13 protein-coding genes and 1 pseudogene are annotated in these 14,908 nt (G+C 57.6%); 7 read left to right on the forward strand and 7 right to left on the reverse strand.

What is annotated here, in order from left to right:
* Positions 1-139 precede the first annotated feature (139 nt).
* A pseudogene (locus tag RMS03_RS10035) lies at positions 140-805 on the forward strand (lytic transglycosylase domain-containing protein); the annotation flags it as partial.
* Here the strand turns inward: RMS03_RS10035 and queG are convergent.
* Positions 802-1,863: a tRNA epoxyqueuosine(34) reductase QueG gene (gene queG, locus RMS03_RS10040; RefSeq protein ID WP_310626933.1), complete on the reverse strand. Its 1,062-nt coding sequence runs from the start codon at positions 1,861-1,863 to the stop codon at positions 802-804. The pseudogene RMS03_RS10035 and the gene queG sit on opposite strands and share 4 nt — an antisense overlap.
* A 55-nt stretch (positions 1,864-1,918) precedes the next feature.
* Here queG and tsaE point away from each other — a divergent pair, with 55 nt between their 5' ends.
* The 3 genes from tsaE to RMS03_RS10055 are packed head-to-tail and all read left to right on the forward strand — an operon-like array spanning position 1,919 to position 4,070.
* Positions 1,919-2,392 carry a tRNA (adenosine(37)-N6)-threonylcarbamoyltransferase complex ATPase subunit type 1 TsaE gene (gene tsaE, locus RMS03_RS10045; protein WP_310626922.1) on the forward strand — a complete coding sequence of 158 codons (474 nt, stop codon included), beginning with the start codon at positions 1,919-1,921 and terminating at the stop codon, positions 2,390-2,392.
* Positions 2,389-3,798 (forward strand): N-acetylmuramoyl-L-alanine amidase, encoded by a 1,410-nt coding sequence (locus RMS03_RS10050; RefSeq protein WP_310626923.1) that lies wholly within the window; start codon positions 2,389-2,391, stop codon positions 3,796-3,798. Before tsaE ends, RMS03_RS10050 begins: the two co-directional genes overlap by 4 nt.
* 5 nt (positions 3,799-3,803) lie before the next feature.
* Complete coding sequence (locus tag RMS03_RS10055) at positions 3,804-4,070, forward strand: VF530 family protein (RefSeq protein ID WP_310626924.1); 267 nt, start codon at positions 3,804-3,806, stop codon at positions 4,068-4,070.
* Positions 4,071-4,080: 10 nt separating this feature from the next.
* Here RMS03_RS10055 and RMS03_RS10060 read toward each other — a convergent pair whose 3' ends face one another.
* A complete protein-coding gene (locus RMS03_RS10060) occupies positions 4,081-4,734 on the reverse strand; it encodes a DedA family protein (RefSeq protein WP_310626925.1) in 654 nt (217 codons plus the stop codon).
* A 33-nt stretch (positions 4,735-4,767) separates the two neighbouring features.
* Here RMS03_RS10060 and mutL point away from each other — a divergent pair, with 33 nt between their 5' ends.
* The 3 genes from mutL to miaA are packed head-to-tail and all read left to right on the forward strand — an operon-like array spanning position 4,768 to position 8,862.
* Positions 4,768-6,690 (forward strand): DNA mismatch repair endonuclease MutL, encoded by a 1,923-nt coding sequence (gene mutL / locus RMS03_RS10065; protein ID WP_310626926.1) that lies wholly within the window; start codon positions 4,768-4,770, stop codon positions 6,688-6,690.
* Positions 6,690-7,877, forward strand: coding sequence for a Bcr/CflA family efflux MFS transporter (locus RMS03_RS10070; protein ID WP_310626927.1), 1,188 nt, complete (start codon positions 6,690-6,692; stop codon positions 7,875-7,877). Before mutL ends, RMS03_RS10070 begins: the two co-directional genes overlap by 1 nt.
* Positions 7,870-8,862 (forward strand): tRNA (adenosine(37)-N6)-dimethylallyltransferase MiaA, encoded by a 993-nt coding sequence (gene miaA / locus RMS03_RS10075; protein WP_310626928.1) that lies wholly within the window; start codon positions 7,870-7,872, stop codon positions 8,860-8,862. The genes RMS03_RS10070 and miaA overlap by 8 nt, the downstream gene beginning before the upstream one ends.
* On the opposite strand, the gene RMS03_RS10080 is transcribed toward miaA, so the two are convergent.
* The 5 genes from RMS03_RS10080 to nuoL form a co-directional block, all read right to left on the reverse strand.
* A complete protein-coding gene (locus tag RMS03_RS10080) occupies positions 8,843-9,361 on the reverse strand; it encodes a DUF1178 family protein (protein ID WP_310626929.1) in 519 nt (172 codons plus the stop codon). The genes miaA and RMS03_RS10080 overlap by 20 nt on opposite strands.
* A gap of 24 nt (positions 9,362-9,385) precedes the next feature.
* Positions 9,386-9,979, reverse strand: a complete 594-nt coding sequence (locus RMS03_RS10085) for an NUDIX hydrolase (RefSeq protein WP_310626934.1) — start codon at positions 9,977-9,979, stop codon at positions 9,386-9,388.
* Between the two features lie 48 nt (positions 9,980-10,027).
* Positions 10,028-11,515 carry an NADH-quinone oxidoreductase subunit NuoN gene (nuoN, locus tag RMS03_RS10090; RefSeq protein WP_310626930.1) on the reverse strand — a complete coding sequence of 496 codons (1,488 nt, stop codon included), beginning with the start codon at positions 11,513-11,515 and terminating at the stop codon, positions 10,028-10,030.
* A 14-nt stretch (positions 11,516-11,529) separates the two neighbouring features.
* Positions 11,530-13,008, reverse strand: a complete 1,479-nt coding sequence (locus tag RMS03_RS10095) for an NADH-quinone oxidoreductase subunit M (RefSeq protein WP_310626931.1) — start codon at positions 13,006-13,008, stop codon at positions 11,530-11,532.
* Between the two features lie 12 nt (positions 13,009-13,020).
* The coding region (nuoL, locus tag RMS03_RS10100) for an NADH-quinone oxidoreductase subunit L (protein WP_310626932.1) at positions 13,021-14,908 on the reverse strand (1,888 nt) is incomplete at its 5' end.

Here is a 14,908-nt window from a genome sequence, read left to right on the forward strand (position 1 = left end):
GAAACCGTGACGGATGAGGAATTGACTATGATTGAAAACCGATTGAATCACCGCCCCAGAAAGCGACTAGGATTCAAGACACCTCACGAGGTATTCCATGCCTCGTTAAAGCGTGTTGCACTTCGTCCTTGAATCCGCCACTTTTTATGGCCAAAACATGGGCAACTACCGGGTGCTTGATGCTTTGACCACGCTCACCCTGAACTTTCCTTCCTCACACCCACGTGCGGCGGAACGCCAAGCCTTCTTTAAATCTGAGTTGGGCAATTTCTTAGTGCAAGCCAAGCAACAAGGCGATGCCCGTGCCACTGGCAGCTTTGCTGGAGCCATGGGCTGGCCTCAATTCATGCCCTCCAGCGTGGCCAAGTTTGCGGTGGACTTTGATGGTGATGGCCGCATCGACCTGCGCAACAGCCCTGTGGACGCCATTGGCTCCATCGCCAACTACTTCAAAACCTTTGGCTGGCAAACTGGCATGCCCACCCACTACCCCGTGAGCTTTGACGAAGCACGTTTGGACAAAACCACCTTGTTGGCCCCCGACATCTTGCCCTCGTTCAGCGTGAGCAACTTCACAGCCAAAGGCGCGGTGCTGGAGGCAGAGGCCCAAAAACACAACGGACCCTTAGCTTTGGTTGAACTATTCAACGGCGACGATGCCCCCAGCTATGTGGCGGGCACAGACAACTTTTATGTGGTGACACGCTACAACTGGAGCAGCTACTACGCACTGGCTGTGATTGAGCTGGGCCAAGCGGTCAAAGCCAACCGAGCGTTAACCACCATGCAATCCAACGCACGTTAAACCGTCTGCTGAGTCAGCGCCCATTGCACATGCTCACGCACCAGCGCACTGGGGTGGGTGAGCTGCGCTTGCAGCGCTTGGCGCAAGGCTGGGTTGTCCGCATGGCGCAGCGCGTTGCCCGCCGCCACGGCCAAGTTGCGCAGCCAGCGCACATGGCCGATGCGACGAATCGGGCTGCCTTCGGTAAACGTCAAAAAGTCTGCCTCGTCCCATGCCAATAAGTGGGCGATGTCTTGCCCCACCAAGCCCCTACGCACATCAAAGTCGGGCAAGGTCGACGCTTGGGCGAACTTGTTCCAAGGGCAAATCAACTGGCAGTCGTCGCAGCCATAGATGTGGTTGCCCATCAAGGGGCGCAGCGGCTCATCAATCGGGCCATCGTGCTCAATCGTCAGGTACGAAATGCAGCGCCGTGCATCCACCAAGCCGGGCGCGAGAATGGCCTTTGTGGGGCACACATCGATGCAGGCAGTGCATTGGCCGCAGTGGGCACTGGCGGGTTCGGACGCGGGCAAAGCCACATTGAGAAAAATCTCGCCCAAGAAAAACATCGAGCCCGCTTCGCGGTTGAGCACCAGCGTGTGTTTGCCGCGCCAGCCTTGGCCACTGCGCGTGGCCAGCTCGGCCTCAAGCACAGGAGCCGAATCGGTGAAGGCGCGGTATTCAAAGCCGTGGGGATTCATGGTGTCGGCCAGCAAGGCATCCACCTGCTGGGCCAAGGTGTCAAGGCGTTGGCGCAACACCTTGTGGTAGTCGCGCCCTCGGGCGTAGACCGACACCACGGCCTCCTTCGGATTGCGCAGGCGTTGCCACTCGGCGTCTTGCCAGTCCTCAGCAGTGTCGCGCGGCAAGTAGTTCATGCGGGCGGTCAGCACGCTCAGGGTTCCGGGCACTAGCTCGGCAGGACGGGCACGTTTCATGCCGTGGCGGGCCATATAGTCCATGCTGCCTTGGAAGTTTTGCGACAGCCAATGTTGCAAATGCGGCTCGGCCGAAGACAAATCCAAAGGGGCCACCGCAATTTGCGAAAATCCCAGTGATTGCCCGAGAGCCTGAATTTGCGTGAGCAACAATTGGTAATCGATAGACAACGGACACCTTTGAATAATTGGCTTGAATAATTCCCTGATTGTAAAAACTCTTGCTTGGCTCGATGAAGCCGCTACCGCTGCGTTTGCCGCGCAGCTGGCCGCGGCATTGACACGCGCTGACTTGAACGCTTGCATCGCCTTGTACGGCGATTTGGGCGCGGGCAAAACCACCTTCGTGCGCCACCTGTTGCAGGCCTTGGGTGTCGAAGGCCGCATCAAAAGCCCCACCTATGCGGTGGTCGAACCCTACACCGTGGCAGCGGGCGAGGTGTGGCACTTTGACTTTTACCGGTTCAGCGATCCACGCGAGTGGGAAGACGCGGGCTTTCGTGACATCTTCGCCAGTCCCAGCCTCAAGCTGTGCGAGTGGCCGCAAAACACCGCAGGCGTGATGCCCACGCCAGACCTAGAGCTCCACATCGACGTGGCCGACGATGCACAACGCCACGTGCGCATCAGCGCCCTCACCGCACGCGGACAGGCCTTGCTGGCATGAGCGCACACACAGGCATCCACCGACGCCGCCTGTTACAAGGTGGCTCACTCGCCCTGCTGTTGGGCAGCACAGGCATTGCCTGGGGTGCCAGCATCCTGGCCGTGCGCGTATGGCCCGCTTCGGCCTATACGCGCGTCACGATTGAAAGCGACACCGAACTCAAAACCGTGCCTCTCTTCGTGGCCAACCCGCCACGCTTGGCGGTGGACATTGAAGGCATCGAACTCAACCCCGCCCTCAAAGAGTGGGTCGGCAAAGTTCGATCGGATGACCCCTACATCACTGGGGTGCGGGTGGGCCAGTACGCTAACAAAACCGTGCGCTTGGTGCTGGACTTGCGCCAAATGGTCAAGCCACAAGTGTTCAACTTGCTGCCAGTCATCACGGGCAACACCCAGTACCAACACCGCTTGGTGCTGGACCTGTATCCCTCCGAAGTGGCGGACCCGCTGGAAGCCTTGATCGTGGACAAGCTCAAAGGCGGCAGTACATTCAACGCGCCGTCGATGACGGCCCCCCCAACGCCCCCGCCCCCCTCCAAGCTCGGCACCCATGCAGACCCTGTGGGTGACTTGATGGCGAGCCAAAACCGCAAGCTCGAGGCGCCCACACCCGTAGCCTCGGCCCCCATCACCACCGCAGCCTCGGTGGCACAGCCAACACAAGACGGTGAGCGTTACATCATCGTCGCACTCGACCCGGGCCACGGCGGCGAAGACCCAGGGGCCATTGGCCCACGCGGCACCAAAGAAAAAGACGTGGTGTTGCAAATCGCCCGCCGTATGCGTGAGCGCATCAACAGCACCGTGATTCAAACCAAACACGGCAACTTACCGATGCGGGCCTACCTCACACGGGATGCAGATTTCTTTGTGCCACTCAACCAGCGGGTTGAAAAAGCCCGCCGTGTTCAAGCCGATTTGTTTGTGAGCATCCACGCCGATGCGTTCATGACGCCAGATGCCCGAGGTGCGAGTGTGTTTGCGCTCAGTCAAGGCGCAGCGTCTAGCGCACAAGCGCGTTGGATGGCCAAACAAGAAAACCGCGCTGACTTGGTTGGTGGCCTGAACATCAAGACCCAAGATGCCACGGTGCAACGCACCTTGCTTGACATGAGCACCACAGCACAAATCAACGACAGCCTGAAGCTCGGCAGTGAGATGCTGGGACAAATTCGCCGCATCGGAAAACTACACAAACCACATGTGGAGCAAGCAGGATTTGCGGTGCTCAAAGCACCAGACATCCCCAGCGTGTTGGTAGAAACCGCCTTCATCAGCAACCCCGATGAAGAAGCCCGCTTGATCAGCGACAGCTACCAAAACGAACTGGCCAACGCGCTGATGAAAAGCATTGAACGCTACTTTTTGCGCAACCCGCCATTGGCACGGGTACGCAACACCTAAGCCCCATGACACACAAGCCTGAACAAACACCCGAACAACCCAAAAACCCATTGCACGGCCTGACGCTGGAGCACATCGTCACCGAGCTGGCCGACTTTTATGGCTGGGAGAGTTTGGGCCAGCGGATCAACATCCGCTGCTTCACACACGACCCCAGCGTGGGGTCTAGTTTGAAGTTTTTGCGCAAAACACCTTGGGCTCGTGACAAGGTAGAGGGCTTGTATTTGTTCATGCTGCGCGATGCGCGCCGCATGAACCGCGACCTTTCATAACGCCACGCTGTTAACGGGCGTCTGCTGGGGAGGCGCGTGAGGCCTTCCATGAACCCCCTATGGCCAGCGCACTGGGCACCAAGATCAAACCCCAAATGATTTTTTCGAGGTTCGCCTTGACCCAAGGGATATTGCCAAAAAAATAACCCGCGGTGACGATGCCCCCCACCCACAAAGCACCGCCCAACACGTCAAAGAAGGTGAATTTGCGACGCGTCATCTGCGCCACCCCCGCCACAAAGGGGGCAAAAGTCCGCGCAAAGGGCATGAAACGCGCAGCCACCAAGGTGATACCGCCGTGGCGGTCGTAAAACGCATGGGCTTGGTCAAACGCGCGGCGGTTGAAAAACTTGGAGTCCTCCCACGCAAACACTTTGGGTCCAAAGAAGCGGCCGATGGTGTAGTTGGTTTGGTTGCCTGCCACCGCAGCGGTCAACAGCAAAGCCACGGACACACCATAGTCCATCAAACCCACGCCGCACATGGCCCCCACTACAAACAGCAACGAGTCGCCAGGCAAGAAGGGCATGACCACCAAACCGGTCTCCACAAAGATGATGAGAAACAGCAAGGCATAGACCCAAGTGCCATTGGCTTGCACAAAGGCCTCCAAATAACGGTCGATGTGCAGAATGAAGTCGATCAAGAAGGTAATAAGTTCCATGTGCAGCATTATCCCTGCCTCTAAAATAAGCCTGTGCATCCTGCTACCCAACCCCCACGCGCGATCCGCGAACTCCCAGACGAACTCATCAGCCAAATCGCCGCTGGCGAGGTGGTGGAACGCCCTGCCTCCGTGGTGCGCGAACTGGTGGACAACGCACTCGATGCAGGGGCCACACAAATCACCTTGCGCTTGCTCGCAGGGGGCGTGCGCCTCATCAGCGTGGAAGACAACGGCGTTGGTATCCCCGCGGCAGAGCTACCTGTGGCCTTGAAGCGCCACGCCACCAGCAAGATCACCAGCTTGAACGAGTTGGAGTCCGTGGGCACCATGGGCTTTCGTGGTGAAGCATTGGCAGCGATCCAATCGGTATCGGAGCTTTCGGTGCTGTCACGCACCGCCAGCCAAGACAGTGCCATGCGGCTCGATGGTCGCAGTGGCGAGTTGCAGCCGGCGGCACGCGCGCAAGGCACGACGGTAGAAGTCAAAGAGTTGTTCTACAGCACACCTGCGCGTCGCAAGTTTTTAAAAACAGACCACACCGAATTGGCCCATTGCGTAGAGGCCGTGCGCCGCCACGCCCTGACGCGCCCCGAGGTGGGCTTTGCCATTTGGCACGAAGGCAAGTTGGTCGAGCAATGGCGTGCTCAAACAATTGATCTAGCCTCTGGCGAAGACCTCAATGCGCAACGGATGAGCGCACTCGACCGCCGCTTAGCCGATGTGTTGGGGGATGACTTCTTAGAGAACTCTATCAGTGTGCATTACCAATCAGGCCATGTGAGCGTGGTGGGGCGTGCTGGCATCCCCGATGCGGCACGTGCCCGAGCCGACCATCAGTTCTCCTATGTCAATGGCCGCTATGTGCGTGACAAAGTGTTGACCCACGCGGCACGCAGCGCTTATGAAGATGTGTTGCATGGTCAACGCCAGCCCATTTATGCGCTGTATGTGGAGATCGACCCCACGCGTGTAGACGTCAATATGCATCCCACCAAGATTGAGGTGCGCTTCCGTGATGGCCGTGAGGTCCATCAAGCGGTGCGCCATGCGGTTGAGAATGCTTTGGCCGTGCCACGCGCCAACCTGCTGATGGCCAACGCCTTGCAAAACCATGAACTGCCCATGGCGGGCACCGCCGATAGGTCTGGCGCCCTGGCCACACCAACGTCGCCTGCTTGGCCACAGGCCAACTGGCAACAAGCCGCCATGCCTTTGGCGGGCACGCGTGTCAGCGATATAGGGGCCTTGTGGCAGTCCACACCACGCAGCCACTTGCCCGCTGAAGAGCAAAGCACGCACAGCTTTGCCCCCAGCGCCCTGCACACCGCCACCTCACCCACCCCATCGCTGCATGATGCTGCGCTCGAGACATGGCCCTTGGGCAAAGCTTTGGCGCAACTGCATGGGGTGTACATCTTGGCGGAGAATGCGCACGGCTTGGTGTTGGTCGACATGCACGCCGCGCACGAGCGCATCGTGTACGAACAACTCAAAACACAAATTGATGCACAGCACATCAGCAGCCAACCGTTGCTGATTCCGGCTACCTTCCCCGCCTCAGCACAAGAAGTGGCCACCGCCGAAGCCTGTGCCGAGGCGCTGCAAGCCTTGGGCTTAGAAATCTCCACGCTGTCGAGCAAGACCTTGGCGGTGCGTACCGTGCCCAGCAGCTTGGCACAAGGCGATGCCGTGGCGTTGGCGCGAAGTGTGCTGGCCGAATTGGCGCAGCACGATGCCAGCACGGTGATACAACGGGCCCACAACGAACTCTTGGCCACCATGGCCTGCCACGGCGCGGTCCGCGCCAACCGCAAACTCACCCTCGATGAAATGAATGGTTTGCTGCGACAAATGGAAGTGACGGAACGTTCTGACCAATGCAACCACGGTCGCCCCACATGGCGGCAACTCGCGATGCGTGAACTCGACGCGCTGTTTTTGCGCGGTCGCTGATGTCGAGCACCACCATCATTTTGTTGTTGTCGATGCTGCTGGGCATCCAGCCCGTGGCGACTGATTTGTACTTGCCCGCCTTGCCTGCCATCAAGACGGAATTTGGCGCAGCCCTGTCGCAAGTACAACTCACCCTCAGCGCCTTGCTATTGGCTTTTGGGACGTCGCAACTGGTGTGGGGGCCTCTGTCTGACCGCTTTGGACGACGCCCCATTTTGATGTGGGGCTTGGCTACATTCACCTTGGCAGGCCTTGGCTGTGTGATGGCCAGCAGCATGCACGCGTTGATTGTGTGGCGTGCCCTCCAAGGCGCAGCGATGGGCGCTGTGGTGATGTGCGCACGCGCCATCGTGCGAGACCTCTACACCCCCGAGACGGGTGCTGGCGTGATGTCCAAAGCGTTGACGGGTCTGGGCTTCTTGGCTTGCGCGAGCGCCCCTTTGGGTGGCTTGTTGACGGACTTGTGGAGTTGGCATGCGGCACTGGGCTTGGTGATGGCGTTTGGCGCAGTTGCGCTGGTGTTGGTCATCGTGTGCTTCAAAGAAACCGTGCATCGCAAAAACCCACATGCGCTGCACGTCAAAGTGCTGGCTCGCACATGGTGGGACATTCTGCGTCACCCCACCTTCGTCGCATTCACTTGCGTGTCGGTTGGCACGTATGGCGGTCTGTTCACCTTCTTGGCATCTTCTTCGTTTGTGTTCATCGACTTATTGGGTTTGGCTCGTTGGCAATATGGCTTGTTGTTGTTCTCCATGGCCTTCACTTACTTGTCGGGCACGGTGCTGTGCCGACGCTTGTTGATTCGCTTTGGCGTCACGCGTACAGTGGCGATCGCGGGGGCGGGCAGTTTGTTGGGTGGCGGTTGGATGGCCCTCAACGCATGGCTGGGTTGGCAAAGCGTGCTGGGTTTGACGGGGCCGTATTATTTATTTGTGCTGGCGCACGGGGTGCATCAGCCTTGCGGTCAAAGTAGCGCGGTCGGGCCTTTCCCTCAAGCCGCTGGCGCGGCCTCCGCCTTGGGTGGCTTCTTGATGATGGTGGCGGCCTTTGCCACTGGTTTGTGGTTGGGGGTAGCCAAGGATGGTTCGGCACTGCCGATGACGCAGAGCATTGCGTTTTGGGCTGCTGTCACTGCCCTGTCGGCTTGGTTGCTGGTGTTGCGTCGGGGTGGCCCGCGTGTCTGATCTGGCCCCAGGATGGCAGGTCGATGCCATCGCCTTGGTCGGCCCCACCGCCAGCGGCAAGACGGCAGCGGCTTTGTGCCTGGCCGCGCAGTGGCCGGTGGAGATCATCAGCGTGGATTCGGCCTTGGTGTATCGCGGCATGGACATTGGCACGGCCAAACCCAGTGCCGAGGAACGGGCTTTTGTGTCGCATCACCTCATCGATATTCGTGACCCGCTGCATGCCTACAGTGCCGCCGAGTTCGCGCGTGATGCGGGCAGCTTGATGGCCGACATCCGCGCACGCAGCAAACTGCCGTTGCTGGTGGGCGGCACCATGCTCTACCTCAAGGCCCTGCGTGACGGCATTGACGACTTGCCCAGCGCACAACCCGAGCTCCGCGCCCTGATCGAGCAACAAGCCATCGCCTTGGGCTGGCCTGCCATGCACGCCGAGTTGGCCCAGGTGGATGCCGTCACCGCAGCACGCCTCGCCCCCCATGATGCCCAGCGCATTTCACGTGCGCTGGAGGTGTGGCGGTTCAGCGGCAAACCTCTGTCGCAATGGTTCGCGCAGGCTGATGCCAGCCGTGTCAAACCGCCCGCACTGAACATGCCTTTGTTGTCGTTAGAACCACAGAACCGCGCGTGGCTGCATGCACGCATTGCACAGCGTTTTGAGATCATGCTGCACAGCGGCTTCTTGTCCGAAGTCCAAGCACTGCGTGCGCGTGGCGATTTGCATGTGGACTTGCCCAGCATGCGCTGTGTGGGGTATCGCCAAGCGTGGGAACTGCTCGACCGTGCAGAGGCTTCAGGCGCACCGCCAGAACAGATCTGGCCGCAGCTGCATGAGCTGGGCGTAGCGGCCACACGCCAATTGGCCAAGCGCCAACTCACGTGGTTGCGCGGCATGGATGAGCGCATCGTCATCCCCTGCGATGCGCCCGATGCTTTGGCACAAACACGCGCTGCTGTGGCGCGATTTACTGCCAAGGCTCTTTGAACACATCTGGCAGCGGCAAGGGCATGACGGCGATGCCTTCCTCGATCAAGGCTTCGGTTTCCTCAGGCGTGGCGTGGCCACGAATATTGCGCTGCTCGGCTTCGCCGTAGTGCATCTTGCGTGCTTCTTCGGGAAATTTGTGGCCCACATCCTGCGTGTTGCGCACCATGTGACGCACCATCGTGAGGAAGGCGGCTTGCAGTTGCGCAGGTTCGATGCTGGCGACGTCTTGTGGCGTTGGCAATGCGGGGGGTGTCGTGGGCATGGGGGCGCTAGCGGACTCGACTGCAGGGCTGGGCGCCGTGCCGTGTGCTTCGCGTTCGCCACGCACCGTACTCAAGTTCAACCGCGGTGCGCTGAGTTTTTTGGTGACCTGCGCGTCACCGCACATCGGGCACGACACCAAACCCCGCGTGCGCTGGCTTTGGAAATCGTCTTCTGAACCAAACCAGCCTTCGAACACATGGTGTTGGCCACATTGAAGGTCTAATACTTTCATGGTGCCATTATCCGACAAGCCCCCTCACACGCGTTGCCATGTCAAAGGCCACGCACCGCTGAGGTGGTTTTGTACCCAGAGCAAGCCTGTGAGGGTTTTGGCATCGGTCAACTGGCCATCGCGTGCCCAAGCCAAAAGCTCATTCACGCTGGCATCCAACACGTCCAGAAATTCACCGTCATCCAGTTGACACGCTCCTTCGGTCAAGCCACGGGCAAACCAAATATCAATGAACTCGGTGGAGTAGCTGATGACGGGGTGCAAAACGCCCGCATAGGCCCACTCTGCGGCGCGGTAGCCAGTTTCTTCTAGCAACTCACGTTGGGCACATGCCCAACTGGCTTCGCCGGCGTCGAGTTTGCCCGCAGGGAACTCGAGCATCACTTGTTGAACGGGGTGGCGGTATTGCCGCTCGACCACGAGGCGACCATCGTCACGCATGGCCACAATCATCACAGCACCCGGATGAACCACAAACTCACGCGTGGCATTGGAGCCATCGGGCAGTCGCACGGTATCGCGAAAAGCGTGAAGAAAATTGCCTTTGAACAACTCTACATGCGCCAAAGTGTGTTCAAGCAAGTGGTGATTGTTGGGTGTGGTGTTGTGCGTGGTCATCATGAAAAAAGCCAGCGCGAAGGCTGGCTTGATGGGTGTGGCAAGGGCTTAAGTACCCAAGGTTGAAACAATGGCTTTGGCACACAGCGCCATCAAGCCACCGGGCAAGATGCCCAAAATCAAAATCAAAGCGCCGTTGATGGTCAACACCACGCGCACATCGCTACCAGCCGACACGGTGGTGGCCGTGATGGGCGCATCAAAGTACATGACCTTGACGATGCGCAAGTAGTAGAAAGCGCCAATCAGCGACATCATCACCGCGAGGACGGCCAAGACAATTGCGCCTGTTTGACCCGAAGCAATCAAGGCTTGCAACACCGACAGCTTGGCGTAGAAGCCCACCAAGGGGGGCACGCCCGCCAAAGAGAACATACAAGCCGCCATCACACCTGCGTACAGGGGGCTACGTTGGTTCAGACCAGCGAGGTCAGAAATTTCTTCGCTCTCAAAGCCTTCACGGGCCAGCAACAAAATGATGCCGAAGGTGGCCAAGGTGGTCAGCACATAAGTGATGACATAGAACATGGCCGAGCTATAAGCGTTGGCCGCCGCCGCCGTGTTGCCATTCACCACGCCTGACAGCAAACCAATCAACACAAAACCCATTTGAGCGATGGTGGAGAACGCCAACATGCGCTTGAGGTTGGTTTGGGCCACCGCAGCCAAGTTACCAATCAACAAGGAGGAGATGGACAGCACCATCAACATTTGCTGCCAATCCACAGCCAAGGGCAACAAGCCTTCGACCAACAAACGGATGGTCATAGCAAATGCCGCCAACTTAGGGGCCCCACCAATCATCAAGGTGATGGCAGTGGGTGCACCTTGGTAGACATCAGGAATCCACATGTGAAAAGGCACCACACCGAATTTGAAGGCCAAACCGCACACCACAAAGACCAAGCCCAACACCAACACTTGGTGCTTGATTTGACCCGAGGCCACAGCCTTGAACACGGTGCTGATGTCGAGCGAACCTGTCGCGCCGTACAACATGGACAAGCCATAGAGCAAGAAGCCGCTGGCCATGGCACCCAACACAAAGTATTTCATCGCGGCTTCGCTAGCGACCGCACTGTCGCGGCGCAAGGCCACCAACGCATAGCTAGACAACGTGAGTAATTCCAAACCGAGGTACAACACGAGGAAGTTGTTGCCCGAGATCATGACGAACATGCCCAGCAAAGCAAACAGACCCAAGGTGAACAACTCGCCGCCGCGCAACATGTCGCGCTCGGCCGCGTAAGGGCGACCATACACCAAGGTCACCATCACAGCCAACGCTGCAAAGCACTTGAGCCAGCTACCCATGGCGTCAGAGACCACCATGTTGCCAAAGCTATACACCGTTTGACCTTGTGTAGCGGCCACAGCTTCCAAGTACGCCACAACACCAATGGTGATGAGTGACAAGGCATAAGTGGTAGTGCGACGTGGGCACTTGACGAACAAGTCCACCATCGCAATCACAATGGCCATGACAGCCAACAGCATTTCGGGATAAACCGCAGCGATGCTCAGTTTTTCAAACATTTTTCAATCCCTCTTTATTGCGGCAATTTGGACAAGGCCACGTGCTTGAGCAACTCAGCCACGGACACATCCATCACATCGGTGAATGGCTTGGGGAAGATACCCATAGCCAACACCGCAATCGCCAACAAGGCCATCACCAAGAACTCGCGGCTATTGATGTCGTCCAATTCTTTGACGTGGTCATTGGCCACGGGGCCGAGGTACACGCGCTTGATCATCCACAAGGTGTAGGCAGCACCGAAGATCAATGCTGACGCCGCAGCAAAGCCCACCCAGAAGTTGTACTTGATGGCACCCAAGATGACCATCCACTCGCCCACAAAGCCAGCCGTACCGGGCAAGCCACAGTTGGCCATACCAAATAACAAAGCAAACGCGGCGAACTTAGGCATGGTGTTGACTACACCGCCGTAGCTGGCGATTTCACGTGAGTGCATGCGGTCGTACAACACACCAATCGACAAGAACATGGCGGCTGACACAAAGCCGTGGGCAATCATTTGCACCAAGGCGCCGGACACACCGATGTCGTTGAAGATAAAAAAACCCAAGGTCACGAAACCCATGTGCGCCACCGATGAGTAAGCCACCAGTTTCTTCATGTCTTCTTGCACCATGGCCACCAAGCCCACGTAGACCACCGCGACAAGCGACAAAGCGATCATGAGCCATGCGTATTCGTGCGCGGCATCAGGCGCAATCGGCAACGAGAAGCGCAAGAAACCATAAGCACCCAGCTTCAACATGATGGCGGCCAATACGGCAGAACCACCCGTTGGCGCTTCCACGTGAACGTCGGGCAACCATGTATGGACGGGCCACATCGGTACCTTCACGGCAAACGCAGCAAAGAAGGCAAAGAACAACAAGGTTTGTGCATGGGCTGGCAATGGCAGTTTGTGCCACGTGGCTAGGTCAAAGCTGCCACCCGATTGGGTGTACAGATAGATCAAGGCAATCAACATCAACAAAGAGCCGAGCAAGGTGTACAAGAAGAACTTGAACGCGGCATAGATCTTGTTGGTACCACCCCAGACACCGATGATCAGGTACATCGGAATCAAGGTGGCTTCGAAGAACACATAGAACAGCATGCCGTCGACCGCGCTGAACACGCCGATCATCAAGCCGCTCAAGATCAAGAAAGCGCCCATGTATTGGTTCACGCGCTCGGTGATCACCTCCCAGCTGGCGATCACTACGATCACGGTGATGAAAGCGGTCAACAAAACAAACCACAAAGACAAGCCGTCAACACCCAGGTGATAGAACACATTGAAGCGTTCGATCCACATGGTGTTTTCAACAAATTGCAACGCAGCGGTGCTGACATCGAAACCGCTGTACAGCAGTAAGGTGACCGCCAAACTGACGCTGGCGCCGATCAAGGCGATCCAACGCACCACCTTCGCATGCTCGTCACGCCCAAAGGCGAGCAAGATGACACCAAACAGAATTGGCGTCCAAATGGCGAGGCTCAATAAACCCATTTTTTACTCTCCTTATTTGAGCCAGACGAACCACGTCATCAGCACGAACACGCCCAAGATCATGACCAAGGCGTAGTGGTAGAGATAGCCTGACTGCAACTGACGCGTCACAGACGACACCCAACCCACCAATTTCCAAGAAGCGTTCACCACACCACCTTCAATGATGGCTTGGTCGCCGCCCTTCCACAGGCCTGTACCCAAAGCGCGTGCGCCACGGGCAAAGACGTTTTCGTTAAACCAGTCCAAGTAGTACTTGTTCTCGAACAACACATAGATGGGGTGGCACACGCGCTTGATCGCCGCAGGCACAGCGGGGTTGATCATGTACATGTAGTAAGACGATGCAACACCAGCCACAGCCAACCAGAACGGTGCCGTGCTGAAAGCGTGTATGGCCATGGAGACAGCGCCGTGGTACTCGTGCGCCAACTCGTGCATCACGGGGTGCTTGTCTGCGTTGATGAAGATCGCGTCGCTGAAGAACTCACCGAACAACAGTGGGTCGATGGTATAAAAACCAATCAAGACCGATGGAATGGCCAACAAGACCAAAGGCGCCGTCACCACCCAAGGCGATTCGTGCGGACCGTGGTCATGGCCATGATCGTCGTGACCATGGTGGTCATCATGACCGTGGTAGACGTCAGGATTTTGGTCGTAACGCTCTTCGCCGTGGAACACGAGGAAGTACATGCGGAACGAATAGAACGCCGTCACAAACACACCAGCCAACACTGCAAAGTGAGCAAAGCCTGCACCTGGCAAGGTGCTTTCAGCCACGGCTTCGATGATGCTGTCTTTGGAATAGAAGCCAGAGAAGAACGGTGTGCCAATCAAGGCCAGCGAACCCAGCAACGAAGTGATCCACGTGATGGGCATGTACTTGCGCACGCCGCCCATCCAGCGGATGTCTTGGTTGTGGTGCATACCCATGATGACGGAACCAGCACCAAGGAACAGCAAGGCTTTGAAGAAGGCATGCGTCATCAAGTGAAACACCGCCACCGAGTAAGCCGATGCGCCCAAAGCCACGGTCATGTAACCGAGCTGCGACAAGGTGGAATAAGCCACCACGCGCTTGATGTCGTTTTGAATCAGACCCAAAAAACCCATGAACAAGGCCGTGATCGCGCCAATCACCAAGATGAAGTTCAGTGCGGTGTCTGACAACTCAAAGAAGGGTGACATACGGGCCACCATGAAGATGCCGGCCGTCACCATGGTGGCTGCGTGAATCAATGCAGAGATCGGTGTGGGGCCTTCCATCGAGTCAGGCAACCACACGTGCAGTGGGAATTGGGCAGATTTGCCCATCGCACCGATGAACAAGCAAATACAGATCACCGTCACCAACATCCAGTCGGTGCCAGGAAATGTGAGCGTACCCAATTCGGCGGCCTTAGCGAAGGCCTCAGTGTAGTTCAAGGTGCCGCCATAGGCAGCGATCAAACCAATGCCCAAGATGAAGCCGAAGTCACCCACACGGTTGACCAAAAACGCCTTCATGTTGGCGAAGATCGCCGTGGGTTTGTTGAACCAGAAGCCAATCAACAGGTAAGACACCAAGCCCACCGCTTCCCAACCGAAGAAGAGTTGCAGCATGTTGTTGCTCATGACAAGCATCAGCATCGAGAAGGTGAACAACGAGATGTACGAGAAGAAGCGGTTGTAGCCTTCGTCTTCTTGCATGTAGCCAATGGTGTAGAGGTGCACCATCAATGACACGAAGGTCACCACGCACATCATCATGGCAGTCAGGCCATCGACCATGAAGCCGATTTCCATTTTCAAATCGCCCACCACCATCCAGGTGTAGAGGGTGTCATTGAAACGCGCGCCGTCCAAGGCCACGCTTTGCAGCGTCATGGCAGACAACACAAAGGCGATGAACACGCCC

The organism is Limnohabitans sp., from assembly GCF_031538885.1.
In the GTDB taxonomy this organism is placed as follows: Bacteria; Pseudomonadota; Gammaproteobacteria; order Burkholderiales; family Burkholderiaceae_C; genus Limnohabitans.

Bases quoted from the DNA above. Each gene is read 5' to 3' on its own strand.
- nuoN (WP_310626930.1), bottom strand. From the start codon at position 11,515: ATGTTTGAAAAACTGAGCATCGCTGCGGTTTATCCCGAAATGCTGTTG.
- RMS03_RS10050 (WP_310626923.1), top strand. From the start codon at position 2,389: ATGAGCGCACACACAGGCATCCACCGACGCCGCCTGTTACAAGGTGGC.
- RMS03_RS10060 (WP_310626925.1), bottom strand. From the start codon at position 4,734: ATGGAACTTATTACCTTCTTGATCGACTTCATTCTGCACATCGACCGT.
- RMS03_RS10085 (WP_310626934.1), bottom strand. From the start codon at position 9,979: ATGACCACGCACAACACCACACCCAACAATCACCACTTGCTTGAACAC.
- RMS03_RS10095 (WP_310626931.1), bottom strand. From the start codon at position 13,008: ATGGGTTTATTGAGCCTCGCCATTTGGACGCCAATTCTGTTTGGTGTC.
- RMS03_RS10080 (WP_310626929.1), bottom strand. From the start codon at position 9,361: ATGAAAGTATTAGACCTTCAATGTGGCCAACACCATGTGTTCGAAGGC.
- RMS03_RS10070 (WP_310626927.1), top strand. From the start codon at position 6,690: ATGTCGAGCACCACCATCATTTTGTTGTTGTCGATGCTGCTGGGCATC.
- RMS03_RS10055 (WP_310626924.1), top strand. From the start codon at position 3,804: ATGACACACAAGCCTGAACAAACACCCGAACAACCCAAAAACCCATTG.